Annotated in this window: 21 protein-coding genes and 4 pseudogenes; 11 read left to right on the top strand and 14 right to left on the bottom strand. The window is 68.7% G+C overall.

Features of this window, described 5'->3' with window-relative positions:
• Positions 1-57: 57 nt before the first annotated feature.
• Positions 58-864: an exodeoxyribonuclease III gene (xth, locus tag MQH10_RS20185; RefSeq protein ID WP_242565777.1), complete on the top strand. Its 807-nt coding sequence runs from the start codon at positions 58-60 to the stop codon at positions 862-864.
• Here xth and MQH10_RS20180 read toward each other — a convergent pair.
• Both MQH10_RS20180 and MQH10_RS20175 read right to left on the bottom strand, forming a co-directional pair.
• The gene (locus tag MQH10_RS20180) at positions 861-1,070 is read right to left on the bottom strand and encodes a hypothetical protein (protein WP_242565776.1); all 210 of its coding nucleotides are present in this window, start codon (positions 1,068-1,070) and stop codon (positions 861-863) included. The two genes, xth and MQH10_RS20180, sit on opposite strands and share 4 nt — an antisense overlap.
• A gap of 110 nt (positions 1,071-1,180) precedes the next feature.
• Positions 1,181-1,867 (bottom strand): response regulator transcription factor, encoded by a 687-nt coding sequence (locus tag MQH10_RS20175; protein ID WP_242565791.1) that lies wholly within the window; start codon positions 1,865-1,867, stop codon positions 1,181-1,183.
• A gap of 72 nt (positions 1,868-1,939) precedes the next feature.
• Here MQH10_RS20175 and MQH10_RS20170 point away from each other — a divergent pair, with 72 nt between their 5' ends.
• Complete coding sequence (locus MQH10_RS20170; protein ID WP_272887050.1) at positions 1,940-2,431, top strand: L,D-transpeptidase family protein; 492 nt, start codon at positions 1,940-1,942, stop codon at positions 2,429-2,431.
• On the opposite strand, the gene MQH10_RS20165 is transcribed toward MQH10_RS20170, so the two are convergent.
• Positions 2,422-3,090: a YggS family pyridoxal phosphate-dependent enzyme gene (locus MQH10_RS20165; RefSeq protein WP_242565774.1), complete on the bottom strand. Its 669-nt coding sequence runs from the start codon at positions 3,088-3,090 to the stop codon at positions 2,422-2,424. The genes MQH10_RS20170 and MQH10_RS20165 overlap by 10 nt on opposite strands.
• Positions 3,091-3,142: 52 nt before the next feature.
• On the opposite strand from MQH10_RS20165, the gene MQH10_RS20160 reads away from it, so the two are divergent.
• Positions 3,143-3,694, top strand: a complete 552-nt coding sequence (locus MQH10_RS20160) for a thiamine phosphate synthase (RefSeq protein WP_242565773.1) — start codon at positions 3,143-3,145, stop codon at positions 3,692-3,694.
• Here MQH10_RS20160 and MQH10_RS20155 read toward each other — a convergent pair.
• Positions 3,684-4,064: an NtrZ family periplasmic regulatory protein gene (locus MQH10_RS20155; protein WP_242565772.1), complete on the bottom strand. Its 381-nt coding sequence runs from the start codon at positions 4,062-4,064 to the stop codon at positions 3,684-3,686. The two genes, MQH10_RS20160 and MQH10_RS20155, sit on opposite strands and share 11 nt — an antisense overlap.
• 262 nt (positions 4,065-4,326) lie before the next feature.
• Here MQH10_RS20155 and MQH10_RS20150 point away from each other — a divergent pair, with 262 nt between their 5' ends.
• From MQH10_RS20150 to MQH10_RS20125, 6 genes and pseudogenes are all read left to right on the top strand, one after another.
• Complete coding sequence (locus MQH10_RS20150) at positions 4,327-4,842, top strand: DUF3576 domain-containing protein (RefSeq protein ID WP_242565771.1); 516 nt, start codon at positions 4,327-4,329, stop codon at positions 4,840-4,842.
• A gap of 124 nt (positions 4,843-4,966) precedes the next feature.
• Positions 4,967-7,554 (top strand): annotated as a pseudogene (gene leuS / locus MQH10_RS20145) (leucine--tRNA ligase).
• Positions 7,555-7,556: 2 nt separating this feature from the next.
• The gene (lptE, locus tag MQH10_RS20140) at positions 7,557-8,081 is read left to right on the top strand and encodes an LPS assembly lipoprotein LptE (protein ID WP_336605137.1); all 525 of its coding nucleotides are present in this window, start codon (positions 7,557-7,559) and stop codon (positions 8,079-8,081) included.
• A 9-nt stretch (positions 8,082-8,090) separates the two neighbouring features.
• Positions 8,091-9,143, top strand: coding sequence for a DNA polymerase III subunit delta (gene holA, locus MQH10_RS20135; RefSeq protein WP_242565770.1), 1,053 nt, complete (start codon positions 8,091-8,093; stop codon positions 9,141-9,143).
• Position 9,144: 1 nt separating this feature from the next.
• Positions 9,145-10,833: a tetratricopeptide repeat protein gene (locus MQH10_RS20130; RefSeq protein WP_242565769.1), complete on the top strand. Its 1,689-nt coding sequence runs from the start codon at positions 9,145-9,147 to the stop codon at positions 10,831-10,833.
• Positions 10,834-11,508 (top strand): glycosyltransferase family protein, encoded by a 675-nt coding sequence (locus tag MQH10_RS20125; RefSeq protein ID WP_242565768.1) that lies wholly within the window; start codon positions 10,834-10,836, stop codon positions 11,506-11,508.
• Positions 11,509-11,775: 267 nt separating this feature from the next.
• On the opposite strand, the gene MQH10_RS20120 is transcribed toward MQH10_RS20125, so the two are convergent.
• The 6 genes from MQH10_RS20120 to MQH10_RS20095 form a co-directional block, all read right to left on the bottom strand.
• A complete protein-coding gene (locus MQH10_RS20120; protein ID WP_242565767.1) occupies positions 11,776-12,657 on the bottom strand; it encodes a ParB/RepB/Spo0J family partition protein in 882 nt (293 codons plus the stop codon).
• A 7-nt stretch (positions 12,658-12,664) separates the two neighbouring features.
• Positions 12,665-13,486, bottom strand: a complete 822-nt coding sequence (locus MQH10_RS20115; RefSeq protein ID WP_242565766.1) for a ParA family protein — start codon at positions 13,484-13,486, stop codon at positions 12,665-12,667.
• A complete protein-coding gene (gene rsmG / locus MQH10_RS20110) occupies positions 13,476-14,135 on the bottom strand; it encodes a 16S rRNA (guanine(527)-N(7))-methyltransferase RsmG (protein WP_242565765.1) in 660 nt (219 codons plus the stop codon). The genes MQH10_RS20115 and rsmG overlap by 11 nt, the downstream gene beginning before the upstream one ends.
• On the bottom strand, positions 14,110-15,963 hold the full coding sequence (mnmG, locus tag MQH10_RS20105; protein ID WP_242565764.1) for a tRNA uridine-5-carboxymethylaminomethyl(34) synthesis enzyme MnmG: 1,854 nt from the start codon (positions 15,961-15,963) through the stop codon (positions 14,110-14,112). The genes rsmG and mnmG overlap by 26 nt, the downstream gene beginning before the upstream one ends.
• Before the next feature lie 270 nt (positions 15,964-16,233).
• Positions 16,234-17,571: a tRNA uridine-5-carboxymethylaminomethyl(34) synthesis GTPase MnmE gene (mnmE, locus tag MQH10_RS20100; RefSeq protein WP_242565763.1), complete on the bottom strand. Its 1,338-nt coding sequence runs from the start codon at positions 17,569-17,571 to the stop codon at positions 16,234-16,236.
• 10 nt (positions 17,572-17,581) lie between these two features.
• A complete protein-coding gene (locus MQH10_RS20095) occupies positions 17,582-17,821 on the bottom strand; it encodes a DUF6489 family protein (protein ID WP_242565762.1) in 240 nt (79 codons plus the stop codon).
• A 165-nt stretch (positions 17,822-17,986) separates the two neighbouring features.
• Between MQH10_RS20095 and MQH10_RS20090 the strand changes: the two are divergent.
• Together MQH10_RS20090 and MQH10_RS20085 are read left to right on the top strand one after the other, a co-directional pair.
• Positions 17,987-18,681 (top strand): annotated as a pseudogene (locus tag MQH10_RS20090) (dienelactone hydrolase family protein).
• An 8-nt stretch (positions 18,682-18,689) separates the two neighbouring features.
• Positions 18,690-19,659, top strand: a pseudogene (locus MQH10_RS20085) (quinone oxidoreductase family protein).
• A gap of 323 nt (positions 19,660-19,982) precedes the next feature.
• On the opposite strand, the pseudogene rho reads toward MQH10_RS20085, so the two are convergent.
• From rho to hemE, 4 genes and pseudogenes are all read right to left on the bottom strand, one after another.
• A pseudogene (gene rho, locus MQH10_RS20080) lies at positions 19,983-21,406 on the bottom strand (transcription termination factor Rho).
• Positions 21,407-21,786: 380 nt separating this feature from the next.
• Complete coding sequence (locus tag MQH10_RS20075) at positions 21,787-22,245, bottom strand: CopD family protein (protein ID WP_242565761.1); 459 nt, start codon at positions 22,243-22,245, stop codon at positions 21,787-21,789.
• Positions 22,242-23,282, bottom strand: a complete 1,041-nt coding sequence (gene hemH, locus MQH10_RS20070) for a ferrochelatase (protein ID WP_242565760.1) — start codon at positions 23,280-23,282, stop codon at positions 22,242-22,244. The genes MQH10_RS20075 and hemH overlap by 4 nt, the downstream gene beginning before the upstream one ends.
• On the bottom strand, positions 23,279-24,310 hold the full coding sequence (gene hemE / locus MQH10_RS20065; RefSeq protein WP_242565759.1) for a uroporphyrinogen decarboxylase: 1,032 nt from the start codon (positions 24,308-24,310) through the stop codon (positions 23,279-23,281). The genes hemH and hemE overlap by 4 nt, the downstream gene beginning before the upstream one ends.
• Between the last annotated feature and the right edge of the window lie 58 nt (positions 24,311-24,368).

Below are 24,368 nucleotides of genomic sequence, written 5' to 3'. Positions count from 1 at the left end.
ACTGCGCCCGGGCTTCTCCAGTGCCCGGGCGTTTTCTTTTAGGCTAAAGCCTCTCGCATGCGCCTTCGCCTCTGCACCTGGAACGTCAATTCCGTCCGCCTGCGCGCCGAACAGGCCGCCCGTTTCGTGGCTGAGAACGCCCCGGATGTCCTGTGCATGCAGGAGATCAAGTGCCAGGAGGCCGAGTTCCCGCGAAAGGCCTTCGAGGAGATGGGCCTGCCGCACATCCGGCTGGCGGGGCAGAAGGGTTGGCATGGCGTCGCCATCGCCTCGCGCCTGCCGATCGAGGACGCGCCCGCCCTCGCGGTCTGCCGTGAGGGCCACGCCCGGGTGATCGGCGCAAAGGTCGCCGGGGTCGAGATCCAGAACTTCTACATCCCGGCCGGCGGCGATATACCGGACAGGGCCGCCAATCCCAAGTTCGACCACAAGCTCGACTTCTTCGAGAAGCTGACCGCCGAGATGGCGCGGCGGGATCCGTCGGCGCCGCTCGCCATCGTCGGCGACCTGAACGTGGCGCCTGGGGAATACGATGTCTGGAGCCACAAGCAGATGCTCAAGACCGTCAGCCATACCCCGCCGGAGATCGAGGCCATGGCGAAGCTGAAGTCCAGCCTCGGCTTCACCGACATCGTCCGCGAGGCGATCCCTGATCCGCAGAAGCTGTTCTCCTGGTGGAGCTATCGCGCCGCCGACTTCCGCGCCTCCAACCGCGGCCTGCGTCTGGACCACATCTGGATCTCGCCGGGCCTGAAAGAGGCCGCTCTGCGGCTTGGGGCGGCGGCCGCCCGGGTGCATGACGATGTCCGCGAATGGGAACGCCCCAGCGACCACGCCCCGGTCAGCGCCGACTTCGTGCTCTAGACCGCGTGCAGGCCGGTCGCGGCCGAGCCCACCGCCACGCCGAGACCGAAGGCGACCAGCATCAGGCCGGCCGCGGCGATCAGGCCAAGCGCGAACCCGAACAGCAATATGGCGTCTTCCGAGGTCTGGGGCCGACGGCGCGGGCGGCCGGGCGTGCGCCGCCAGATCTCTCCCCAGGACCAGGCCCTGCTGACAATGGGCTCCATGACCGCCTCCCGACGTCCTGCCTTGACGGGCAAGATAGGCGTCGCCTCCCGCGTGGGGCGAGTCAGCCTACGCCCAGAGCGGGCGCATAGTCGGGGTGCGGATCAAGTCCTCAGGGCGCCAGCCGATAGCCGCCGGCCTCGGTGAGCAGCAGCTTGGCGTTGGAGGGGTCGGGCTCGATCTTCTGCCGCAGCCGGTAGACGTGGGTCTCAAGCGTGTGGGTGGTGACCCCGGCGTTATAGCCCCAGACCTCGGCCAGCAGCTCCTCGCGGCTCACCGGCTTCTCGCCGGCGCGGTAGAGGTACTTCAGGATGTTCGTCTCTTTTTCCGTCAGCCGGATCTTTTTCTGCGACTGGTCGATCAGCAGCTTGGCCGACGGCCGGAACTCGTAGCCGCCCAGGTGGAAGACCGCGCCCTCCGACTGCTCGTGGCTGCGCAGCTGGGCGCGGATCCGGGCCAGCAGCACGGCGACCTTGAACGGCTTGGTGACATAGTCATTGGCCCCGGCGTCGAGCCCGCGGATGGTGTCGTCGTCGGTGTCGGCGGCGGTGAGCATGATCACCGGGCAGGTGACGCCCTTGATCCGCATCTGCCGGCAGGCCTCGCGGCCATCCATGTCCGGCAGGTCGACATCCAGCAGGATCAGATCCGGCCGCCGCTCCACGGCCTCGCGCACGCCGTCCGTGGCGGTCGCCGCCTGGTGGACCTGGAATTCATCATGGAGTTCGAGCTGCTCGGCGAGTTCGCCGCGCAGATCGTCGTTGTCATCGACAACGAGCAGGGTCTTGCGTTGTGCCATGGGCGGAAACATGCACCGTGTCGGGCTTTCCCGCCAATCCTTCGAGGGGCTTAGGGCGTGATCTTCACGGCGATGTCAGATGGACGCTTCGATCTGGACGGGCGCTGGACCCGCTGCGCCCTGGGCAAGGGAGGGGTGAAGACGGCGGAGGCCAAGCACGAGGGCGACGGCGCCTCCCCTCTGGGGACCTGGACGCTCCGGCGCATTCTCTACCGGCCCGACCGCGGCCCGCCGCCGCTCACCGCCCTGCCCGCCCAGGCCATCGGCCCGGACGACGGCTGGTGCGACGCCCCGGCCGACCCGGCCTACAACACCCCGGTCCGCCTCCCCTACCCGGCCAGCGCCGAGCACCTGTGGCGCGAGGACCATGTCTACGACCTGATCGGGATCCTGGCCTATAACGACGACCCGCCGGTTCCCGGCAAGGGTTCGGCCATCTTCCTGCACATCGCCCGCGACGGCTATTCGCCCACCGAAGGATGCGTGGCCCTGGCCCGCGAGGACCTTTTGGAACTGCTGAAGAAGGCCCGGCCGGGCGACGCCGTGGCGATCGTTCAGGCCTGAGCAGCCGGCGCCCGCCCGCCGAACAGGGCCGAGCCCACCCGCACGCTGGTCGCGCCGAAGCGGACGGCGGTCTCGAAATCGTCGCTCATGCCCATGGAGAGTTTCGCGATCCCGTTGCGTGCGGCGAGGGCGGCCAGCAGGGCGAAGTGCGGGCCGGCCGGTTCGCCCACCGGCGGGATGCACATCAGTCCCTCGATCTCGAAGCCATGGGTCTTGCGCAGATCGGCGACGAAGGCGTCGGTCTCGGTCGGGATCACCCCGGCCTTCTGAGGCTCCTCGCCAGTATTGACCTGGACATAGAGCCGGGGCGCCTTGCCCTGTTTCTGGATCTCTTCGGCCAGCGCCCGGGCGATCTTCTCGCGATCGACGCTTTCGATGACGTCGAAGAAGGCGACCGCATCCCGCGCCTTGTTCGATTGCAGGGGGCCGATCAGCCGCAGCTCGATCTCCGCCCGGCGCTCGGTCCAGCGCTCCATGGCTTCCTGAACCCGGTTCTCGCCGAACACCCTCTGTCCCGCAGCCAGGACCGGCGCGACCTTGTCCCAAGCCTGTTGCTTGGAGACCGCGACCAGGGTCACATCCGCCGGCGCCCGACCGGCCGCTTCGGCGGCGCGGGCGATGCGGGCGAGCACGTCGTCGAGAGCGGGGGACGCGGACATTTCGGGTTCAGGCTTCTGGTCGGTGGCGAGGACGGCGCAAGCCTTAAGGCGCATGGCGGCCGCGCGAAAGCCCCTGCCCGCCCTGCTGGCCTTCACCGATCCGAGCCGCACCCCCGACGTCCTGGCTCTGGCCAGGTCCCTGCCCCGCGGCGCGGCCCTGGTCTATCGCGCCTTCGGGGCGCCGGACGCCCTTGCGGTGGCTCGGGCCCTGAGGGCGATCACCCGGGTCCGGGGCGTGACGCTGCTGATTGGCGCGGACGCGGGCCTCGCGGTCCGGGCCGGGGCGGACGGCGTCCATCTGCCGGAGCGGCTGGCCCATCGGGCCGCAGCGCTGAAGCGCGCCCATCCCGGCTGGATCGTCACGGCGGCCGCCCACGGTCCGCGGGCGAGCCGGGTGCGGGCCGACGCCCTGGTGGTCTCGGCGATCTTTCCCTCGCGCAGCCCCTCGGCGGGCCCGCCCCTGGGACCGGTCCGACTGGCGATCCTGGCGCGGCGCGCGATCGCGCCGGTCTACGCCCTGGGCGGGGTTAATGACAAAACAGCCCGCAGGCTGTTGCCTACGGGCGTGATCGGCATAGCGGCCGTGGAGGGCCTTAGAACTTGAAGGCGGTCTCGAGCTTGACCCGCGGCGCGCTGTCCTGCGGTTCAGTCTGCTTGTAGTTCGGCGCGACCTTGTCGCCCAGGGCCACGGCCCCGCCGATGCGGAGCGACGGCGTGACGCGGAAATAGGCGCCGGCCTGAATGTCGTTCCATTGCGCGTCCCGCCCGACCGGTTGGTCGAGGTTCAGCGTAACCCCCCAGCGCCCCTTGCGCGCGTCCCACTTCAACGACTTGGTCCCTTGCGGGGCCAGGGTCGAAACGTCGCTGCGCACGGTGAAATCGGTGGTCTTCTTCGCGGAGTCGGCATGCGCCGAGGACGCCGCGCCCGCGAGGAGCGCCGCACCCAGCAACGAAATGACCGTCCGGTAGGACATGACCACCTTCATGGGCCCCCATAGCCCCGACCCCGCCGTTTCGGGCGAGACCGTCGATTGGGCTTAGTCTTCCGCAGACCGCGGGGTCAACAGGTTCAGACGTCGCACCGGTCACATTGGTACGGTTCGCTCGCTTATGTGGCGACCATGCCACGCGATTCCTGTTTGGAGGTTCAAGAGCCGTTGTTATAGAGGGCACGGCGCGGGGCGGCGCCGCGCGGCGAAACCACCGACGCGGATCAACTGTTGGGAGCGGATACATATGCCGTTTGTGCGCGGAGTCTGGATGCGGGGCGTTGCGGCCGGGGTGTTGGCCCTGAGCGTGGCGACGCTTGGCGCCTGCTCAAGTGGTTCGGGACCCCGGACCTACCAGACCCAGAAGCCGGGCGGCTTCAGCCTTTTCCATATGGGCGGCGGCGGCGGCAAGGCCTCGACCCCCAGCGACCAGCCCGCCATCGGCGTCAACGGCTATCTCTGGCGCGCGACCCTGGACACCCTGTCCTTCATGCCGCTGGCCTCGGCCGACCCCTATGGCGGCACGGTGATCACCGACTGGTACACCAATCCGGAAAAGCCGGACGAGCGCTTCAAGTGCACCGTCTACATCCTGGACTCGCGCCTGCGCGCTGACGGCCTGAAGGTCGCGGTGTTCAAGCAGTCCAAGGACGCGAGCGGAACCTGGGTCGACACCGCCACGGCCGGCCAGACCGAGACGGATATCGAAAACGCCATCCTGACCCGGGCCCGGCAGCTTCGACTCTCGAACATCCGGGGCTGACGCTCCCGCGCGTTCGGGCGATTTCACGCAAACACCGGTCGAACGCGCGCCCGCCCGCCGGGCCGCGCGTTTTACCGTGCGCGCCTGGTTTCCCTAGACCCTGAAACCACGCTAAAGCCTGCCCATGGCCCGCTACAATCCCAAAGAGACCGAGCCCAAATGGCGTAACGCCTGGGCCGAGGCTGACGTTTTCCGCGCCGACCCGCCGTCGAGCGGCCGGCCGAAATACTATGCGCTGGAGATGTTCCCCTATCCGTCGGGACGTCTGCACATGGGCCATGTGCGCAACTATGCGCTCGGCGACGTCAAGGCCCGCTACATGAAGGCCAAGGGATTCAACGTCCTGCACCCCATGGGCTGGGACGCCTTCGGCCTGCCGGCGGAGAACGCGGCCATGGAGCGCGGCGTCGATCCGCGCGCCTGGACCTATGACAACATCGCCAAGATGCGGACCGAGCTGAAGCAGCTGGGCCTGTCCATCGACTGGAGCCGCGAGTTCGCCACCTGCGACGAGGCCTATTACGGCCAGCAGCAGGCCTGGTTCCTGGACCTGTGGACGCGCGGCCTGGTCTATCGCCGCGAAGGCGTCGTCAACTGGGATCCGATCGACCAGACCGTGCTGGCCAATGAGCAGGTGGTCGACGGCCGGGGCTGGCGCTCCGGCGCCGTGGTCGAGAAGCGCAAGCTGAACCAGTGGTTCCTGCGCATCACCGACTATGCCGACGACCTGCTGGACGGGCTGAAGACCCTGGATCGCTGGCCGGACAAGGTCCGGACCATGCAGGAGAACTGGATCGGCCGCTCCAAGGGCCTGAGGTTCGCGTTCAAGTTCGCGGACAAGGTTCCGGCCGGGTTCGAAAGCGGGCTGGAGGTCTACACCACCCGTCCCGACACCCTGTTCGGGGCGAGCTTCGCCGGCATTGCGCCCGACCACCCCCTGGCCGAGCAGATCGCCGCCGCCGATCCCAAGGCCGCGGCCTTCATCGCCGAATGCCGGCGGGGCGGGGCGTCCGAGGCCGAGATCGAGACCGCCGAGAAGATCGGCTACGACACCGGCCTGACCGTCGCCCACCCGTTCGACCCCGACTGGAAGCTGCCGGTCTGGATCGCCAATTTCATCCTGATGGACTACGGCACGGGCGCGATCTTCGCCTGCCCCGCCCACGACCAGCGCGACCTGGACTTCGCCCGCAAGTATGGCCTGCCGGTCAAGCCGGTGGTCCTGCCGGCCGGCGAGGACCCGGCGACCTATCAGGTCGGAACCGAGGCCTATGTCGGCCCGGGCAAGATCTTCAATTCCCAGTTCCTGGACGGCCTGGAGATCGAGGCGGCCAAGGCCGAGGCCATCGCCCGCATCGAGGCTCAAGGCGCGGGCAAGGGCGCCACCGTCTTCCGCCTGCGCGACTGGGGCGTCGCCCGTCAGCGTGGCTGGGGCTGCCCGATCCCGGTGGTCCATTGCGACAAGTGCGGCGTGGTCGCCGTACCCAAGGACCAGCTGCCGGTCGCCCTGCCGCTGGACCTGGACTTCTCCAAGCCCGGCAACGCGCTCGCGCGGCACCCGACCTGGAAGACCACCACCTGTCCGACCTGCGCCGGCCCCGCCCAGCGCGAGACCGACACGCTGGACACCTTCGTCGACAGCTCCTGGTATTTCGCCCGCTTCACCGATCCGACCGCGCCCGAGCCGATCAGCCACGAGGCGGCCGACTACTGGATGCCGGTGGACCAATATGTGGGCGGGGTGGAGCACGCGGTGCTGCACCTGCTCTATTCGCGCTTCATCACCCGCGCCCTGTCCGACGAGGGCATGTTGAGCGTGAAGGAGCCTTTCACCGGCCTGTTCACCCAAGGGATGGTCACCCACGAGACCTATCGCCGTCAGAGCGGCGAATGGCTGGAGCCGGCCGACGTCGAGATCACCGCCGAGGGCAATATCCGCCGGGCGGTCATGGTCGACAGCGGCGAGCAGATCATCATCGGCGACGTCGAGAAGATGTCGAAGTCCAAGAAGAACACGGTCGCGCCGGAAGAGATCTTCGACGTCTATGGCGTCGACGCCGCGCGCCTGTTCGTCCTGTCCGACAGCCCGCCTGAACGCGACACCCAGTGGACCACGGGGGGCGTCCAGGGCGCCTGGCGTTTCGTCAACCGGGTCTGGGACGAGTTCGACAGTCAGCCCGAAGCGGCGCCCGCCGCCGACATCGAAGGTGACGACGCGGCCAAGGCCGTCCGCCGCGCCTCGCACCGGCTGATCAAGGCCATGACCGAGGCCATCGAGACCTTCCGGTTCAATTCCGGCATCGCCCGGCTGTATGAGTTCCTGAACACCCTGAAGGAGCACAAGGCGGAGGGCGCGAGCCCCGCCCTGCTGGCCGCCCGCGCCGAGGCCCTGTCGGCCTTCGCCCGGCTGATCTCGCCCTTCACCCCCCACCTGGCGGAAGAATGCTGGGCGCGGATCGGCGGAACCGGCATGGTGGTCAACGCCCCCTGGCCGGACTTCGACCCCGCCCTGACCGAGGACGCGGTGCGGATCCTGCCGGTGCAGGTCAATGGCAAGCGCCGGGGCGAGATTTCGGCCCCGCGGGCGCCGAACCGGCGGATGTGGAGAAGTTGGTGCTTGACGATCCCGAGATCACACGGCGCCTTGAGGGCCTGACCATCCGCAAGGTGATCGTGGTCAAGGACCGCATCGTCAACATCGTGGCCGCGTGAGGATGATGACCCGAAACCCGCTCTCCGCCCTGGCGACCGCCGCCGCCCTCCTGGCCACGGGCGTCAGCCTGCAGGCCTGCGGCTTCACCCCGCTCTATGCGACACCGGGCGTCTCCAGCGCGCTGTCCTCGGTGCATGTCACCACGCCGGAAGGCCGGGTCGGCGAGCTGATCCGCGAGCATCTGGACGACGCCCTGGCGCATAACCCCAGCGCGCCTTCGACCTATCGCATGGACCTGCAGCTGGGCGAGCAGCGCTATCCGCGGGGCGTGCGGGTCGACAACGTCGCCACCCGCTACGAATACGTGCTGACCGCCGTCTACACCCTGGTCTCCAGCGCCACCGGCGCGACGGTGAAGACCGGCCGGGTGCGGGTCGAGGTGACCTACGATTCCGCCGACCAGCCCTATGCCTCGATCGCCGCCCAGCAGGACGCCCAGGACCGGGCGTCGGAAGAGGCCGCGCGCAAGATCGAGCTGGAGCTCGCCACCTGGCTCGCCAAGCCGAAGACGGCCAAGAAGCCCTGAGGGCAGGGGATGATCCTCAGCCGCCGGCCTGATATCGAGCGCTTCCTGGGGCAGCCGGACAAGGAGATCCGCGCCGCCCTGATCTATGGCCGCGACATGGGGGTGGTGCGCGACCGCGCCAACCAGCTGAGCCTCAAGGTCTGCGACCGGCCGGACGACCCCTTCGACACCGCGCTGCTGACCGATGTCGACATCGAGGCCGAGGCCGGCCGGCTGGAGGGCGAGCTCGCGGCCCAGTCGATGATGGGCGGCCGCCGGCTGGTGCGGCTGAAGCTCGGCTCCGACAAGGTGGGGCCCGACCGCACGGCCGCCGAGGCCCTGGCCCGGCACATGGCGGGCGAACTCAATCCCGACGCCTTCTACCTCATCGAGGCCGGCAATCTCGGCCGCGAGTCGGGCTTGCGCAAGGCCGCCGAGAAGGCGCCGGGCTGCGCGACCATCCCCTGCTATGAGGATGAGCCTGGGGATGTGGCCCGCCTCGTCCGCGAGACCCTGGCCAAGGACAATGTCTCCCTCACCTCGGACGCGCTCGCCATGTTCGTGGCCCGCATGCCCAAGGAACGCGGTGTGGCGCGCCAGGAGATCGAGCGCCTGGCCCTGTTTCTCGGCCCGGGCTCGGGAATCTCGGCCAATCCCAAGGACCTTGAGGACTTCCTGGGCGTGGAACCCGAAGCCTCGCTGTCCGACGCCGCCGCCGACGCCTTCGGCGGACGCCTGGGCGAGGCCCAGCAAGGGCTCCGCCGCGCGGCCCAGGAAGGGGAGGCGGGTCCCGCCGCCGTCCGGGCCATCGGAACCTATCTCGGCCGGTTGCGCCGCACCCTGACCCTGGCCAAGAGCGGCGCCGGCCTGCAGGAAGCGGCCAAGGCGTCGGGCGTGTTCTGGAAACAGGAGCGGGAGTTCCTGCGCCAGGCCCGCAGCTGGACGCTCGCCGAACTCGACAAGCTGCAGCCCGAAGTGCTCGCCGCCGACAAGGCCTGCAAGACCGCGGGATCACCCGACAGCCTGATCGCCGAACGCCTGGCCCTGCAGATCGCCGGCCGGGCCCGTCGACTGGGGCTCTGACTTGGCCCCGGACGGCTTCCAGACGGCGAGCCGGCTGGCGCAGGAGGGTCAGTTCGCCGCCGCCGAGCAGGCCGCGCGACGTTTCGCCCGGGACAATCCGCGCCACCCCGGGGTGTTCAGCCTGCTGGGGAGGTTGGCGGCCGACGGCCGCGCGGAGGAGGCGCTCGCCGCCTATGACCAGGCCCTGGCCCTTGCGCCGGATCATGCGCCGACGGTGAGCAATCGGGCCCAGGCCCTGCGGGCGCTCGGCCGGTCCGCGGAGGCCCTGGCGGCCTATGACCGGGCGCTGACCCTGAAACCCGACTACGCGGTCGCCTGGTGCAATCGGGCCGAGACCCTCTGCGCCCTGGACCGGGCGGAGGAGGCGGTCGAGTCCGCGGACCGGGCCGTCGCCCTCGATCCCACCCTGGCCGAGGCGCACGCCAACCGGGCCCAGGCCCTGAACGCCCTGGGGCGACACGCCGACGCCCTGGCCGCCGCGCAACAGGCGCTCACCCTCCGTCCCGCCGCCCCCCGCGCCTTGCGTCACGGAGGCGACGCCCTGACCGGTCTGGGTCGCAGCGCCGAGGCCGAGCAGGCCTATTGCCAGGCCCTGTCCCTCGCGCCGAGGCTCGCCGAGGCCTGGATCGGGCGCGGCCTCGCCCGTCAGGCCCAGGGCCGTCACGCAGAAGCCCTGGCCGATCTCGATGAGGCGGTCCGTCTCGACCCGGATTCCGCCGACAGCCGTTATCACCGCGGCCTGCTGCGGCTGATGACTGGCGATTTCGCCGGGGGCTGGGACGATTATGAGCACCGCTGGGGGCGGGAGGGCTTTCTTCGACGCTCAGCGCCGGCCCGGCTCGTGGCCCTGCGCGATCAACTCCGCATCCGCGCCGCGCCCGCGGATCTCGCAGGCCGCAAGGTGCTGGTCGTGGGGGAGCAGGGGATCGGCGACCAGGTGATGTTCGCCAGCCTGCTGGTCGATCTCGCGCGGGACGCGGCGGAGATCACCTGCGTCTGCGATCCCCGGCTCCTGCGCCTGTTTCGCCATTCCTTCCCGCAGATCGCCTTTGTCGGTCTCGACCGCCTCGGCGCAGTGGAGACGGCCGGCTTTGACGAAATCCTGCCCCTGGGAGGGCTGGCCTACGCCTATCGGCAGGGGCGCTCGGCCTTTCCAGGCGCGCCCTATCTGTCGCCGAGCCCGGAGGTGGTCGCCAGGTGGCGCGCGCGCCTGGGGCCGGGGAGACCGAAAATCGGGGTGTCCTGGCGCGGGGGCACGGATCTGACCGGGGCCGCGGGACGTTCCCTGTCCCCCGAGGCGCTCGCGACCTTGATCTCCATCAAGGGCGTGACCTGGGTCAGTCTGCAGTATGGCGACACCGCGCCGGTCGAGGCGCGGCAGGCAGGCGGTGACGCCGTCACCGTCTTTCCGGCGTCGGAGATCGACGATTTCGAGGACCTAGCCGGCCTGGTCATGAGCCTCGACCTGGTGGTGTCGGTCCAGACCGCCTTGATCCATTTGACCGGCGCCCTGGGCCAGCGCTGCCTAACCCTGATCCCGAGCGCGCCGGAGTGGCGATATGGCGCGACGGGAGCGACCATGCCCTGGTACAGCTCGGTGGAACTATGCCGCCAAACGACGCCCGGGGACTGGAACGGTCCGTTCGATCGCGTCGCCGCCGCGGTCCGCGCTGCAAGAGAGTCTGTCTGAATGCTCAATATCTATATCGGCTACGACAAGAACGAGATCGTCGCCTACCACGCCCTTTGCCAGAGCATTCTGGAGACCGCGTCGCAACCCGTCCGCATGACGCCGATCAATCTGCGCAACCTGACCCAGGTGTTCACCCGCGACCGCAACACCCTGCAGTCCACCGAATTCTCGATGTCCAGGTTCCTGACGCCCTGGCTGTCGAACTACGAGGGTTGGTCGCTGTTCATGGACTGCGACATGCTGGTGCGGGCCGACCTGGCCGAACTCTTCGCCCTGGCCGATCCGGCCTATGCGGTCATGGTCTGCAAGCACCTCTATGAGCCGAGCGGCGACGTGAAGTTCCTCGGCAACGTCCAGACGCGCTACGCCAAGAAGAACTGGTCGAGCGTCATGCTGTTCAACAACGACCGCTGCCGGGCGCTGACGCCCGACTATGTGAACACCGCCACCGGCCTGGAGCTGCACCAGTTCAAATGGCTGGAGGACGACAGCCTGATCGGCGGCCTGCCGCTGGAGTGGAACTGGCTGGTCGGGGAGTACCCGTACGAGGACAAGGCGAAGATCGCCCACTACACCCTGGGCGGCCCCTACTTCCCCGCCTATCGCGACACGGACTACGCCGATGAGTGGCGGGCCGTCCGCGACCGCACCTTCTCAGCCAAGGAAGACTGAGAACGCTTCTCGCCCGCCTGATGGGCGAGGGGAGGGCGGTATTTGTACGCGCCTGTCAAATCACGGCGGGGCGTGTGGGGCTAGGGCCTCCAGGGGCCGAAAATCGGGTGTTTGCGGCCGCTCGTACCTGTTCCGATTTCTCTCGATTCCAGAACCGGTTAGGGCCGAAAACCCGCTTATCCACAGGCTGTTCTGGCGAACCGGCCGCACTCGGCTACGGTTCTCGGGCTTCTGTGCGCCACAGAGGCGATTTCAGAAGCCCGATTTTCAGGCCTTGGTGAGCCGGCGGCAGACCTCGTCCAGCTGCTCGAGGGTGGCGTAGCGGATGCGAAGTTCGCCGACCCCACCGCGGTCGAGCACCTCGACCTTGAGACCCAGCACCTCCGACAGGTCGACCTCCAGGGCCTGGGTGTCGGTGTCCTTGGCAAGCGGCGCCTTGGCCGACTTCGGCGCGGGCGCCGGGCCGCCGGCCGCCTTGCGGGCCAGGGCCTCGGTCTCGCGGACCGACAGGCCGCGGGCGATGACCTGCTCGGCGAGCGCCACCGGATCGGGCGCGCTGAGGATCGCCCGGGCGTGGCCCGCGCTAATCTGGCCGTTCAACACATAGTCGCGAACCTCGGGCGGCAGGTTCAGCAGGCGGACCGCATTGGCGACATGGGCGCGGCTCTTGCCGACGGCGTCGGCGACCTCGCCATGGCTGCGGCCGTGGATCTCGACCAGCTGCTGATAGGCGCTGGCCTCTTCGATCGGGTTCAGCGCGGCGCGCTGGACGTTCTCGATGACCGCGATCTCCAAGACCTGGGCGTCGTCCAGCTCGCGAACCAGGGCCGGCAGCTCATGCAGGCCGGCCTTCTGGCTGGCGCGCCAGCGGCGTTCACCGGCGACGATTTCGAAGTGGCCGTCCATGTCGGGGGCGGCGCGCACCAGGATCGGCTGCAGCACGCCCTTCTCGCGGATCGAGGCGGCGAGCTCCTCGATCTCAGCCTCCGCGAAGACCCAGCGGGGCTGCTTCTCATTGCGGTGGATCAGCTCGATCGGAATGTCGCGCAGGCCGGCCGCCGCGGCGGCACCGCCCGTAACCGGCGTCTCTTCGACCTCGCCCAGCAGGGCCGAGAGCCCCCGGCCCAGTCCGCGTTTCTCTGCCATCATAGGATCCTCAGGCGGCTTGGGCGCGGCGATCGCGCTCGCGCACCACCACTTCGCGGGCGAGCTTCAGATAGGCCTGGCTGCCGGCGCATTTCAAATCATAGACCAGGGCGGGCTTGCCGTAGCTCGGCGCCTCCGACACCCGGACATTGCGGGGGATGACGGTCTGATAAACCGTCTGGCCGAAGTGGCTGCGCACGTCACTGGCCACCTGTTCGGACAGGCTGTTGCGCCGGTCGTACATGGTCAGCACCACGCCCTGGATCTCCAGGTTCGGATTGAGGCTGCCGCGCACCAGCTCGATGGTCCGCATCAGCTGGCTGAGGCCTTCGAGGGCGAAGAACTCGCACTGCAACGGCACCAGGACGGCGTCGGCGGCGGCCATGGCGTTGACCGTCAGGAGGTTGAGCGACGGCGGGCAGTCGATCAGCACATAGGTGTATTCGCCCGACTGGCGGATCGGATCGATCGCGTCGCGCAGCTTGAAGGAGCGGCGGGCCTGCTGGCCCAGCTCCAACTCCACCCCGGACAGGTCCGGATCGGCCGGCACCAGGTCGAGACCCGGCAGCTCGGTCTTGACCACGGCCTGGGTGATGGGGGTCTCGCCCATCAGCACGTCATAGAGGGTGGTCTTGCGCTGGGCGTGGCGGATGCCGAGCCCCGTCGAGGCGTTGCCCTGGGGATCGGAATCGATCAGCAGCACCTTTTCCCCGACGGCGGCGAGCGCCGTGCCGAGATTGATGGCCGTGGTGGTCTTGCCCACCCCGCCCTTCTGATTGGCGATCACCAGCACGCGTAGGGCGCGTTTTCCCGGTTCAGACTTAACGGCCACGGCCCAGCCTCCTAACGCGCACGATCTGGCCTCTCACATCACTCAAGCTGGGCAATACTTCGGCCTCGAAATCCCAAGATTTAGCTGCATCGTCCAATTCGGCCGCAACATCTTGTCCCTTTAGGAACAGTGCCACCGCGCCACGCTGCAGGTAGGGCCGGCTATACCCAAGCAATCGCGAGAGGGGCGCGCAAGCCCGAGCCGTGACGATATCCACAGCCAGTGACAAGTCTTCCGCACGAGAATTATGAACGGTCGCCGGAAGCGCCAATCCATCGACCACTTCGGTCAGAAAGCGGCAGCGCTTGGCCATGGATTCCACCAGATGGACGTGGAAGCCTGGACGGCTTTTCCCGAGGATCGCCAGCACGATGCCCGGCAATCCTGCGCCCGTTCCGAGGTCGGCCCAGGTGAGCGCCTCGGGCGCCAGGGGCAGGATCTGAGCGGAGTCCCAGGCGTGCCGCGACCAGAAGATATCTAGCGTCGCGGGACCCACCAGGTTCATCCGCTGGTTCCAATCGACCAGGTATGACCGGTATTGCTCAAGGTCGGCGAGGGCCTGGGCGTCAGCCCCCGTCACCGCGGCGAAGCTCGCGGCGTCGGTCACCACGGGGAGGACCGGATCAGGCTGCGGTGCGGCGACGGACATGGGCCAACAGGGCTGAGAGGGCGCCGGGGGTCACGCCCTCGATGCGGGCGGCCTGGCCAAGGGTCAGGGGGCGGACGGCGATCAGCTTCTCGCGGACCTCGTTGGAGAGGCCGCCGACCGCGCGATAGTCGAGTTCCGGGTCGAGGCGCAGGTCCTCGTCGCGACGGAAGGCCTGGGCGTCGGCCGCCTGGCGGTCCAGATAGCCGGCATAGGCCGCGTCGATCTCGATCTGCTCACGAATCTGGGGCGCCCAGTCGGAAAGCTCCGGCCAGATCCGGGCCAGATCCTCGAAGGCGATCGTGGGATAGGCGAGCAGCTGGGTCACGTCCCGGCGCTGGCCATCCGCCTTCACCGGCAATCCGGCCTTGTCGGCCTCATTCGGGGTGAGGGTCAGAGCGGCGGCGCGGGCGCGGGCGGCGGCCAGCGCCTGGGACTTGGCGGTCCAGGCGGTTTCACGTGCGTGGCCCACCAGGCCGAGCGCCAGACCACGGTCGGTCAGGCGCTGGTCGGCGTTGTCGGCACGCAGGGACAGGCGGAATTCCGCCCGGCTGGTGAACATCCGATAGGGTTCGGTGACGCCCCGGGTGACCAGGTCGTCAATCATCACCCCGATATAGGCCTCGTCCCGGCCAAAGATGGCCGGTTGGGACCCGCCTGCGGCGCGGGCGGCGTTCAGGCCGGCGACCAGGCCCTGGGCGGCGGCCTCCTCATAGCCCGTGGTGCCGTTGATCTGGCCGGCCAGATAGAGACCGGGCAGGCGCTTGACCTCCAGAGCCGGCGAAAGCTCGCGCGGATCGACGTAATCGTACTCGATCGCATAGCCGTAGCGTTTCACGTGCACGGCCTCGAGGCCCGGAATGGTCCGCAGGAACAGATCCTGGGTCTCCGGCGACACCGAGGTCGAGATGCCGTTGGGATAGACCGTGTCGTCGTCCAGGCCCTCAGGCTCCAGGAAGATCTGATGGCTGGTCTTGTCGGCGAACCGGACCACCTTGTCCTCGATGGACGGGCAGTAGCGGGGGCCGCGGCCATTGATCCGGCCGCCATAGACCGCCGACTCCGACAGCCGCTCAGCGATGATCTTGTGGGTCTCTTCCGTCGTGAAGGTCACGCCGCAGGCGATCTGGCGCGTGGTGATCCTGTCGGTCAGGAAGGAGAAGGGGACCGGATCGGCGTCCGCCTCCTGGGTTTCCAGCCGGTCCCAGGCGATGGTGGTCCCGTCCAGGCGCGCCGGGGTGCCGGTCTTCAGCCGCCCCATGCTGAGGCCCAGGCTGTAGAGCCGGTCGGACAGGCCGATGGCCGGCGCATCACCGACCCGCCCCGCCGGGGTGCGGGTGTCGCCGAGGTGAATGATCCCCTTCAGGAAGGTGCCCGTGGTCAGCACCACACGGCCGGCGGCATAGGTTTCACCGGTCGCGCCGACCACGCCGGCCACCTGGCCGTCCTTGATCACCAAGTCCTCGACCGCTTCGGCCCGAATGGTGAGGTTCGGCGTGGCAGAAAGCTCCGCCTGCATGGCCTGGCGATAAAGCTTGCGGTCGATCTGAGAGCGGGGTCCCCGCACTGCCGCGCCCTTGGAGCGGTTCAGCATGCGGAACTGGATGCCGGCGACATCGGCCAGACGGCCCATGACCCCGTCCAGGGCGTCGATCTCGCGGACCAGATGGCCCTTGCCCAGGCCGCCGATGGCCGGGTTGCAGCTCATCTCGCCGATGGTTTCGAGCTTGTGGGTCAGGAGCAGGGTGCGCGCGCCGAAGCGGGCGGACGCCGCCGCCGCCTCGCAGCCCGCATGGCCGCCGCCGATGATGATCACGTCCCAGACGCTCAAGGTCTCGCCCTCATCCACCCCATATGGGCGGGCTGGTCCTATAGCGGAAGGCGCGCGGGGTTTCACGTGAAACCGAGAGATTCAGGCGGGGAATGGACGAGTATGGGTCGTGGCGGGGATTACCCCTCACCCTGACCCTCTCCCGGCAAGCGGGGAGAGGGGACAGTTTGGCGCTTCAGGCCTGGGCCTGCTCCCTCGCCCCGTTTACGGGGAGAGGGCGGGGTGAGGGGCTATCCACGGCCTCTCCGAGGGTGTTTCACGTGAAACAGCTTATTTTCCAATGCAGAAGCTGGAAAACACCCGGTCCAGCACGTCCTCGGGGTGGATGCGGCCGGTGATCCGGTCCAGCGCTCGGCCGGCGAGGCGCACGTCCTCTGCGGCCAGTTCCAACTCCTCTTCATGCGCACGGGCCCGGGTCAGACGTTCCAGGGCCTCGCCGAGCAAGGCCGCATGGCGCAGGCGGGTGGCGGCCGGGGGTTCGGAACCGGCCAGGGCCTCGACCACGTGGTCGGTCAGAACGGCTTCCAGGGCCGAGAGGTCGGCCGTTTCACGTGCGCTGATCCGGTGCAGCTCCAGCTCCAGGGCGCGGCATTCCAGCTGGGCGCGACCCGTCTCGGCGCCGGGGGGCAGATCGGCCTTGCTGATCACGCAGAGATCGCCGGCCTTCAGACCCGGCGGCGGCGGGGCGGGGGTCTGGCCCGCGCCGTCCACCACCCAGATCCGCAGATCGGCGCCCCGGGACCAGGCCCGGGCGCGCCGCACACCCTCGGCCTCGATCTCATCGGCGGTGTCCCTTTGGCCCGCGGTGTCGGCGAGCACGACCTTGTAACCGCCCAGGCGCAGATGGACCTCGATCACGTCCCGTGTCGTGCCCGGGGTGGCGGTCACGATCGCGGCTTCGCGGCCCGCCAGGGCGTTGAGCAGGGTGCTCTTGCCGGCGTTGGGCGCCCCAACCAGGGCGATCCGGTAGCCGTCGCGCACGCGCTCCGCCCTCTGGACGCCCTCAAGGGCGGCCTGAAGCTCGGCGATCAGGTGATCAAGGTGCGGCCCGGCCCGCTCGGCGACATCGGCCGGCACCTCCTCGTCGGGAAAGTCCACGGCGGCTTCGAACATGGCGAGGGCCTCGACCAGGGCGTCGCGCCATCCGGCCTGGGCCCGGCCGAGCGCGCCGCGCAGCTGATCCAGGGCCTGGCGACGCTGGGCCTCAGTCTCCGCGGCGATGAGATCGGCGACCCCCTCGGCCTGGGCCAGGTCGAGCTTGCCGTTCTCGAAGGCCCGGCGGGTGAATTCGCCGGGTTCGGCGAGGCGGAGACCCAGGTCCGTGAGCGCCTGGAGCAGGGCGGCGACCACCGCGGCCCCGCCGTGCACGTGAAACTCGGCGCTGTCCTCGCCCGTATAGCTGGCGGGTCCGGGGAACCAGAGGGTCAGGGCCTGATCGATGGCCTGGCCGTCGGGGGTCTTCAGGGTTCTCAGGCCCGCCATGCGCCGGCGGGGCAGGCGGCCGGCCAGGGCGGCCAGGGCGCGACGGGTCTGCGGTCCGGACAGCCGGACCACCGCCACCGCCGCCTGGCCCGGGGCCGTGGCGGGGGCGAAGATCGTATCGGTCACGTGAAACGGCTCACTTCGGCCGGGCGGCGGCCATGCCCATGTCCATCAGTTTGCGGAACTGCTCCTGGGCGCCGACGCCGAAGGCGGTCCAGTTCTTCAGGAGCTCCTCGGGCGACAGCATGGAGATGTTGGCGCTCATCCGGCTCTGCATCTCCTCCACCAGCTTCTCATTGAGGGCGGTGACGTCGGGCAGGCCCAGAAAGGCCCGGGCTTCCAGCGGGGTGCAGTCGATCTCGACGGTCATCTTCATGGCACGGACCTTTCGGTTGAGGCGCCTGTTATGGGGGGCGTCGGCGAGGCGCCGCAAGGGGAGTCGCCCAACGGGCTCTCCCCAACCGCTTTTCCCATACCCACCTGTCGCCCTGGCGCGTTAGGAAGGCGCCAGACCTTTCACGTGAACCCCAGGGAGCCGCACATGGGCGAGACCATCAGCATCACCACCTCAGACGGAAGCTTCTCCGCCTATCTGGCGCGGCCGGCCAAGGACAAGGCCCCGGCCGTCGTGGTCATCCAGGAGATCTTCGGGGTCAACGCCGTCATGCGCGAGATCGCCGACGGCCTGGCCGCCCAGGGCTATCTGGCCATCTGCCCGGACCTGTTCTGGCGGATCGAACCGGGCGTCGACATCACCGACAAGTCGGAGGCCGAATGGAAGAAGGCCTTCGCCCTGATGAACGCCTTTGACGCCGACAAGGGGGTCGAGGACATCGCCGCGGTGATCAAGTACATCCGCGCCGAACCCTCCTGCACCAGCAAGGTCGGCGCGGTCGGCTTCTGCCTGGGGGGCAAGCTCGCCTTCCTGACCGCCGCCCGCACCGACTGTGACGCGAGCGTGTCCTACTACGGCGTGGGCATCGAGGGCCTGACCGGCGAGGCCGACAAGATCACCCGGCCCCTGATGCTGCACATTGCCGAGGAGGACCAGTTCGTCCCCAAGCCGGCCCAGGCGATCATCCTGCAGAACCTGAAGAATCATCCGCAGATCACCATCCACACCTATGCCGGCCGCGACCACGCCTTCGCCGGCCGGGCGGCGAGCACTATGACGAGGCCGACGCCAAGCTGGCCGGCGGCCGCACCCTGACCTTCTTCCAAGCGAACCTGGGATGAGCCGGACCATGCGCGCCATCCGTTTCGACCGCACGGGCGGTCCCGAGGTCCTGACCCTGGCCGAGGTCCCGGTCGGCCCCGAAGGCCGGGGAGATCCTGGTGAAGAACCAGGCCGTCGGCATCAACTTCATCGACACCTATCACCGCACCGGCCTCTATCCGGTGAAGCTGCCCTCCGGGATCGGCATGGAAGGCGCGGGCGTGGTCGAGGCCGTGGGGGAGGGGGTCACCCGCTTCGTTCCCGGCGACCTGGTCGCCTACGCCTCGGGACCGATCGGCGCCTATGCCGAGTTTCACGTGGTCGCCGCCGAGCGGGCCGTGAAGCTGCCGGCCGGGGTCACCGCCGAGGTCGGGGCCGCCGTGTTGCTCAAGGGCATGACGGCCGAGTTCCTGATCCGGCGCTGCTATCCGGTCCAGGCCGGCCAGACCATCCTGGTCCACGCCGCCGCCGGCGGGGTCGGCCAGATCCTGGTCCAGTGGGCCAAGATCCTGGGCGCCACCGTGATCGCCACCGTCGGGTCCGATGACAAGGCCGCCCGGGCCAAGGCGCTGGGCGCCGACCACGTGATCCTCTATCGCGACCAGGACGTCGCCGCCGAGGTGCGCAAGCTCACCGGCGGGGCCGGCGTGCCAGTCGTCTATGACTCGGTCGGCGCGGCGACCTTTGAGGGCTCGCTCGGCAGCCTCGCCCGGCGCGGCATGCTGGTCTCCTATGGCAATGCCTCGGGACCGGCGCCGGCGATCGAGCCGGGGCGGCTGTCGCGGATGGGTTCGCTCTATCTGACCCGCCCGACCCTGTTCGACTATGTGGCCACCACCGCCGAGCTCGATGAGAGCGCCGGCGCCCTGTTCGGCCTCATCGCCGCAGGCCGGATCGAGGTCGAGATCGGCCAGACCTTCCCGCTGGACCAGGCCCGCCAGGCGCACGAAGCCCTGGAAAGCCGGGCGACTGTGGGCGCGAGTTTGCTGATTCCGTAGTCGAGGACTCCCTCCCCCTCGTGGGGAGGGACAGGCCGCGTCAGCGGCCAGGGTGGGGGACTGCGGCGACAGCTAGGGCCCCACCCGTCTGGCGCTTCGCGCCAGCCACCCTCCCCATGAAGGGGAGGGAGTGGGGGATTTCACGGGAAACCTTCGGAATTTCAGGGGCTTAGGCGTCTGCCGCCTCGGCTCCGCCCCTGTTTCACGTGAAACACCAATAGATTCAACACCCTAATTCCCAAACAGAAACCCCCCGGCGCGGAGGCCGGGGGGTGTTGCCGTTCGGGGTCTGGCCGAGGCCGGGGACGCGCCCCGGCCGGTCGTCAGGTGTTCATCGACTGGAAGAAGTCGTCGTTGTTCTTGGCGTTGCGCAGCTTGTCGAGCAGGAACTCGATCGCGTCCTGGGCGCCCATCGGGTTGAGGATCCGGCGCAGGATGTAGGTCTTCTGCAGCTGGTCCTTCGGGGTGATGAGCTCTTCCTTCCGCGTGCCGGACTTGAGCACGTCGATGGCCGGGAAGATGCGCTTGTCGGCGACCTTGCGGTCCAGGATGATTTCCGAGTTACCCGTGCCCTTGAACTCTTCGAAGATGACTTCGTCCATCCGGCTGCCGGTGTCGATCAGGGCGGTGGCGATGATGGTGAGCGAACCGCCTTCCTCGATGTTCCGCGCCGCGCCGAAGAAGCGCTTGGGGCGCTGCAGGGCGTTGGCGTCCACACCGCCGGTCAGCACCTTGCCCGAGGACGGGACGACGGTGTTGTAGGCACGGCCCAGACGGGTGACCGAGTCCAGCAGGATGACGACGTCGCGCTTGTGCTCGACCAGGCGCTTGGCCTTTTCGATGACCATCTCGGCCACCTGCACGTGGCGGGTCGCCGGTTCGTCGAAGGTCGACGAGACCACTTCACCGCGCACGGTGCGGCGCATGTCGGTCACTTCTTCCGGCCGCTCGTCGATGAGCAGCACGATCAGATAGATCTCGGGGTGGTTGGTCTCGATCGACTTGGCGATGTTCTGCAGCATCACCGTCTTGCCGACCCGCGGGGGGCGGTGATCAGGCAGCGCTGGCCTTTGCCGAGCGGGGCGACGATGTCGATGATCCGGCCGGAGCGATCCTTGATGGTCGGATCGTCGAGCTCCATCTTCAGCCGCTCGTCCGGATAGAGCGGGGTCAGGTTGTCGAACAGGACCTTGTGGCGGACGTTCTCGGGGTTCTCGAAATTGGTCAGGTCGACCTTCACGAGGGCGAAGTAGCGTTCGCCTTCCCGCGGCGCCCGGATGCCGCCGTCGACCGTGTCGCCGGTGCGCAGGCCGAACTTCCGGATCTGCGAGGGGCTGACATAGATGTCGTCGGGGCCGGGCAGGTAGTTGGCTTCCGGCGAGCGCAGATAGCCGAAACCGTCGGGCAGGACCTCGAGCGTGCCGGAGCCGGAGATCTCGATCCCCTCCTCGGCCAGCGTCTTGAGGATCGCGAACATCATGTCCTGCTTGCGCATGGAGTTGGCGTTCTCGATCTCCAGGGTCTCGGCGAAGGAGAGCAGGTCGGCGGGCGACTTGTCCTTCAGCTCCTGCAGCGACATGCGGGTCAGGCCAAGCGCCGCGATGGCGGCCTTGACCTCGGAGGACTGGCCGTCCTCGTCGTCGCCCTCGGCGTCCTGGGTGGTCTGGCTTTCGGCCTCGGCGGCCTGATCGGCCTGGGCTTCAGCGGCCAGGTCTTCGCCGAGGGTGTGGGGGGTGTCTTCAGACATCAATTCAACTCGTCATAAGGCGCGCGCGACCCGGGGCCGCGACGCCATGCTGGAAACTCTGTCGACGGCCTGGCGGATGTGAAAATCCGGGGGCGGCGCGTCGTATGGATCTTTTGGGGCCGGGCCGCGGCGGCGTCCATGGGGGAGCGCGCGGCGCCGGAAAGAGGCGGGGCGTGGGCCACGGCGAACCGCCAGCGAACCACGTGGGATCAGCGGAACCACGTTGGGGAGCGTGGGTCAAGGGTGGTGGTGGTTCTCAGCCCGATGCCCTCTCCCTCGGGAGAGGGTGGGGTGAGGGGCCTGGCGCCAAAGACGTCTCGCTCCGCGAGCCGCCCCTCACCTAACCTCTCCCCGTATGCGGGGAGAGGAACAGGGCGGTTCTAGTTCCCGAATTCCGTCGTCACGGCGATGACCATGATCGCCGCGGCGAGGAAGGGGAGTTCGTTGGTGGCGCGCCAGAACTTGGCCGACCGGGGCCGTTCCCCCGCCGCCAGCTTCTTGCGGGCGCCGGCCAGGAACCCGTGCCAACTGACCAGGAAGATGATCCCGGCGATCTTGGTCAGCATCCAGGGCTTGAGCAGGAAGCCGTAGCCGCCGCGGATCTGGGTCGCATCGATATATATGAGCGCTAGGCCCAGAATGAAGGTGATGATCATCGCCGGGTTGATGATGATCCGCAGGAGCTTGGCCTCCCACACCTGGAAGTGGGCGTCGAACTCGCTGCCGGGAGGCGCCGTCTCGGTGTGGTAGGCGTAGAGCCGGGGCAGGTACATCATCCCCGACATCCAGGCGATCACCGCGATGATGTGCAGGCCGCGGATCAGGTCGTACCAGTTCATGCGAGCGTTCCTTCCCGTCGTTTCGCACATTGGCCATGACCGGCCGGACAGAGCCAAGCGCCCTCAGGCGCAGAACCGCCGGCGCGGGGCAGGGCGTGATCGACCGCCTGCTTCAGGGCGCCGATGAAGGCCTCGTCGATCCCCACGGCCGGCGCGCGCAGATAGGGGGCGCAGCCGACCTGATGGGCGATCTCGGCGTATTCGTGGTCGAGCTCGACCAGGGTTTCCACATGCTCGGACACGAAGGCGATCGGGGTGATCAGCACCCCCTTGCCCTCGGCGCCGGCGCGGCGGATCTCGGCGTCGGTGGGCGGGCCCAGCCACTTCATCGGCCCGACCCGGCTCTGATAGCAAACCTTCCAGTCCGGCAGCTGGGGCAGGCGGGCGGCGACGGCGGCGGCCGTGGCCTCGATCTGGGCCTGGTAGGGATCGCCGCCCTGGATCACCTTTTCCGGCAGGCCGTGGGCGGAGAACAGCAGGCGGACATTCTTGGGCTCGCCGGCCTTGGCCCAGGTTGCGGCGATCTGGCCGACATGAGCGGCGATCAGCCCCTCGGCGGTCGGATAGCAGCAGACGGTGCGCGTGCGGCCCGGCCCCTTATAGTTCGCTGCCCAGTCCTTCAGCGACGAGGCCGAGGTGGTGGTCGAGAACTGGGGATAGAGCGGCAGAAGCACGATCTCGTCCGGCGCGAAGTCGGCGACCTCGGCCGCGGTCTGATCGGCGAACGGCTTCCAGTAGCGCATGGCGATGAACACGCGGGCCTCGCGCCCAGGTTCGGCCAGGTTCAGCGCCGTCTCCAGCGCCTGGGCCTGGGCCTTCGTCTCCGGCAGCAGGGGCGAGCCGCCGCCCATGATCGCGTAATTGGCCTGGGCCGGCTTTTCCCGACGCGAGGAGATCAGGGCCGCGAGCGGATAGCGCAGCAGGGCCGGGACCGAAATGATCGCCGGGTCCTTGAACAGGTTGTAGAGAAAAGGGCGAACCGCGTCGGGCCCGTCCGGGCCGCCGAGGTTGAAGACGACGACCGCGAGCCGGCTCATGCCCCCACCACGCGGCGGATGGCCCGGTCGAGATGCTCGATCGGCGTCTGGGGCATGACCCCGTGGCCGAGATTGAAGATGTAGGGGCCCTGGTTCCAGGCCTCGATCAACGCATCGATGCGCGCGTCGAGCGCCGGCCCACCCGCGAGCAGCAGCAGATTGTCGAGCGCCCCCTGGATGGTCTTGCCGCCCGCCTGGATCTGACGCCCGAGCGCGAGCGGCGCCTGGGTGTCCAGCCCCACGGCCTGAACCGGAACCCGGGCCGCATAGTTGGCGACCAGGGCGCCGGCGCCCCGCGGGAAGCCTATGAACGGAACATCGATCCCGGCGGCGCGAACCTTCTCCACGATCGCCGTGTGCGGGCCGATGACGATCCGCTCGAACAGGTCCTCGGGCAGACCTTCCGCCCAGCTCTCGAACAGCTTCAGGGCCTGGGCGCCGGCCTTGGCCTGCATGACCAGATATCGGGCGGTGGCCTCCACCAGCACCTCCAGCAGGGCGTCGAGCTTCTCGGGGTTCTGATAAGCCCAGAGCCGGGCCTCCTCGCGCTTCGAGCCCCGACCCTCGATCATGTAGGTCGCCACGGTCCAGGGCGCCCCGGCGAACCCGATCAAGGCCCGCTCGGGCTCCAGCTCGGCCCGGACCCGGCTGGCGGTCTCGCCAATATTGGCCAGGCGACCGGTCGAGGCTTCGATCTGGTCAGCCAGGGCGGCGATCTCCGGCAGGGGCTCCAGCCGCGGCCCCTCGCCGGTCTCGAACCAGACCTTCTGGCCCAGGGCCTGGGGGATCAGCAGGATATCGGCGAAGAGGATCGCGGCGTCCAACGGGAAACGGCGCAGGGGCTGGAGGGTGACCTCGGCCGCCATCTCGGGATTGTAGCACAGGGTCAGGAAGTCCCCGGCCTTCTCCCGCAAAGCCCAGTACTCCGGAAGGGATCGGCCCGCCTGCCGCATGAACCACACCGGCGGACGCGCCAGGGTCTCGCCGGCCAGGGCGCGAAGAAGCTTGGGTTTCACGGGATCGGTCATGGCCCCCTTAAATCGCCTTCGCCGCTCAGGCTCAAGTGCGACCCTTGATCCGGGATGC

Origin of the sequence: Phenylobacterium aquaticum (genome assembly GCF_022695515.1) — a bacterium.
GTDB classification, from domain to species: domain Bacteria; phylum Pseudomonadota; class Alphaproteobacteria; order Caulobacterales; family Caulobacteraceae; genus Phenylobacterium; species Phenylobacterium aquaticum.
The sequence above is the reverse complement of the archived record's forward strand: the minus strand, read 5'-3'. Positions and strand labels throughout refer to the sequence as shown.

Coding starts and splice junctions, on each gene's coding strand:
- MQH10_RS20155 (WP_242565772.1), bottom strand. CDS start 4,064: ATGTCCTACCGGACGGTCATTTCGTTGCTGGGTGCGGCGCTCCTCGCG.
- MQH10_RS20120 (WP_242565767.1), bottom strand. CDS start 12,657: ATGATGGCAGAGAAACGCGGACTGGGCCGGGGGCTCTCGGCCCTGCTG.
- MQH10_RS20075 (WP_242565761.1), bottom strand. CDS start 22,245: ATGAACTGGTACGACCTGATCCGCGGCCTGCACATCATCGCGGTGATC.
- MQH10_RS20150 (WP_242565771.1), top strand. CDS start 4,327: ATGCCGTTTGTGCGCGGAGTCTGGATGCGGGGCGTTGCGGCCGGGGTG.
- MQH10_RS20175 (WP_242565791.1), bottom strand. CDS start 1,867: ATGGCACAACGCAAGACCCTGCTCGTTGTCGATGACAACGACGATCTG.
- holA (WP_242565770.1), top strand. CDS start 8,091: ATGATCCTCAGCCGCCGGCCTGATATCGAGCGCTTCCTGGGGCAGCCG.
- xth (WP_242565777.1), top strand. CDS start 58: ATGCGCCTTCGCCTCTGCACCTGGAACGTCAATTCCGTCCGCCTGCGC.
- MQH10_RS20165 (WP_242565774.1), bottom strand. CDS start 3,090: ATGTCCGCGTCCCCCGCTCTCGACGACGTGCTCGCCCGCATCGCCCGC.
- MQH10_RS20095 (WP_242565762.1), bottom strand. CDS start 17,821: ATGAAGATGACCGTCGAGATCGACTGCACCCCGCTGGAAGCCCGGGCC.
- MQH10_RS20160 (WP_242565773.1), top strand. CDS start 3,143: ATGGCGGCCGCGCGAAAGCCCCTGCCCGCCCTGCTGGCCTTCACCGAT.
- MQH10_RS20125 (WP_242565768.1), top strand. CDS start 10,834: ATGCTCAATATCTATATCGGCTACGACAAGAACGAGATCGTCGCCTAC.
- MQH10_RS20180 (WP_242565776.1), bottom strand. CDS start 1,070: ATGGAGCCCATTGTCAGCAGGGCCTGGTCCTGGGGAGAGATCTGGCGG.
- hemE (WP_242565759.1), bottom strand. CDS start 24,310: ATGACCGATCCCGTGAAACCCAAGCTTCTTCGCGCCCTGGCCGGCGAG.
- rsmG (WP_242565765.1), bottom strand. CDS start 14,135: ATGTCCGTCGCCGCACCGCAGCCTGATCCGGTCCTCCCCGTGGTGACC.
- lptE (WP_336605137.1), top strand. CDS start 7,557: ATGATGACCCGAAACCCGCTCTCCGCCCTGGCGACCGCCGCCGCCCTC.
- hemH (WP_242565760.1), bottom strand. CDS start 23,282: ATGAGCCGGCTCGCGGTCGTCGTCTTCAACCTCGGCGGCCCGGACGGG.
- MQH10_RS20170 (WP_272887050.1), top strand. CDS start 1,940: ATGTCAGATGGACGCTTCGATCTGGACGGGCGCTGGACCCGCTGCGCC.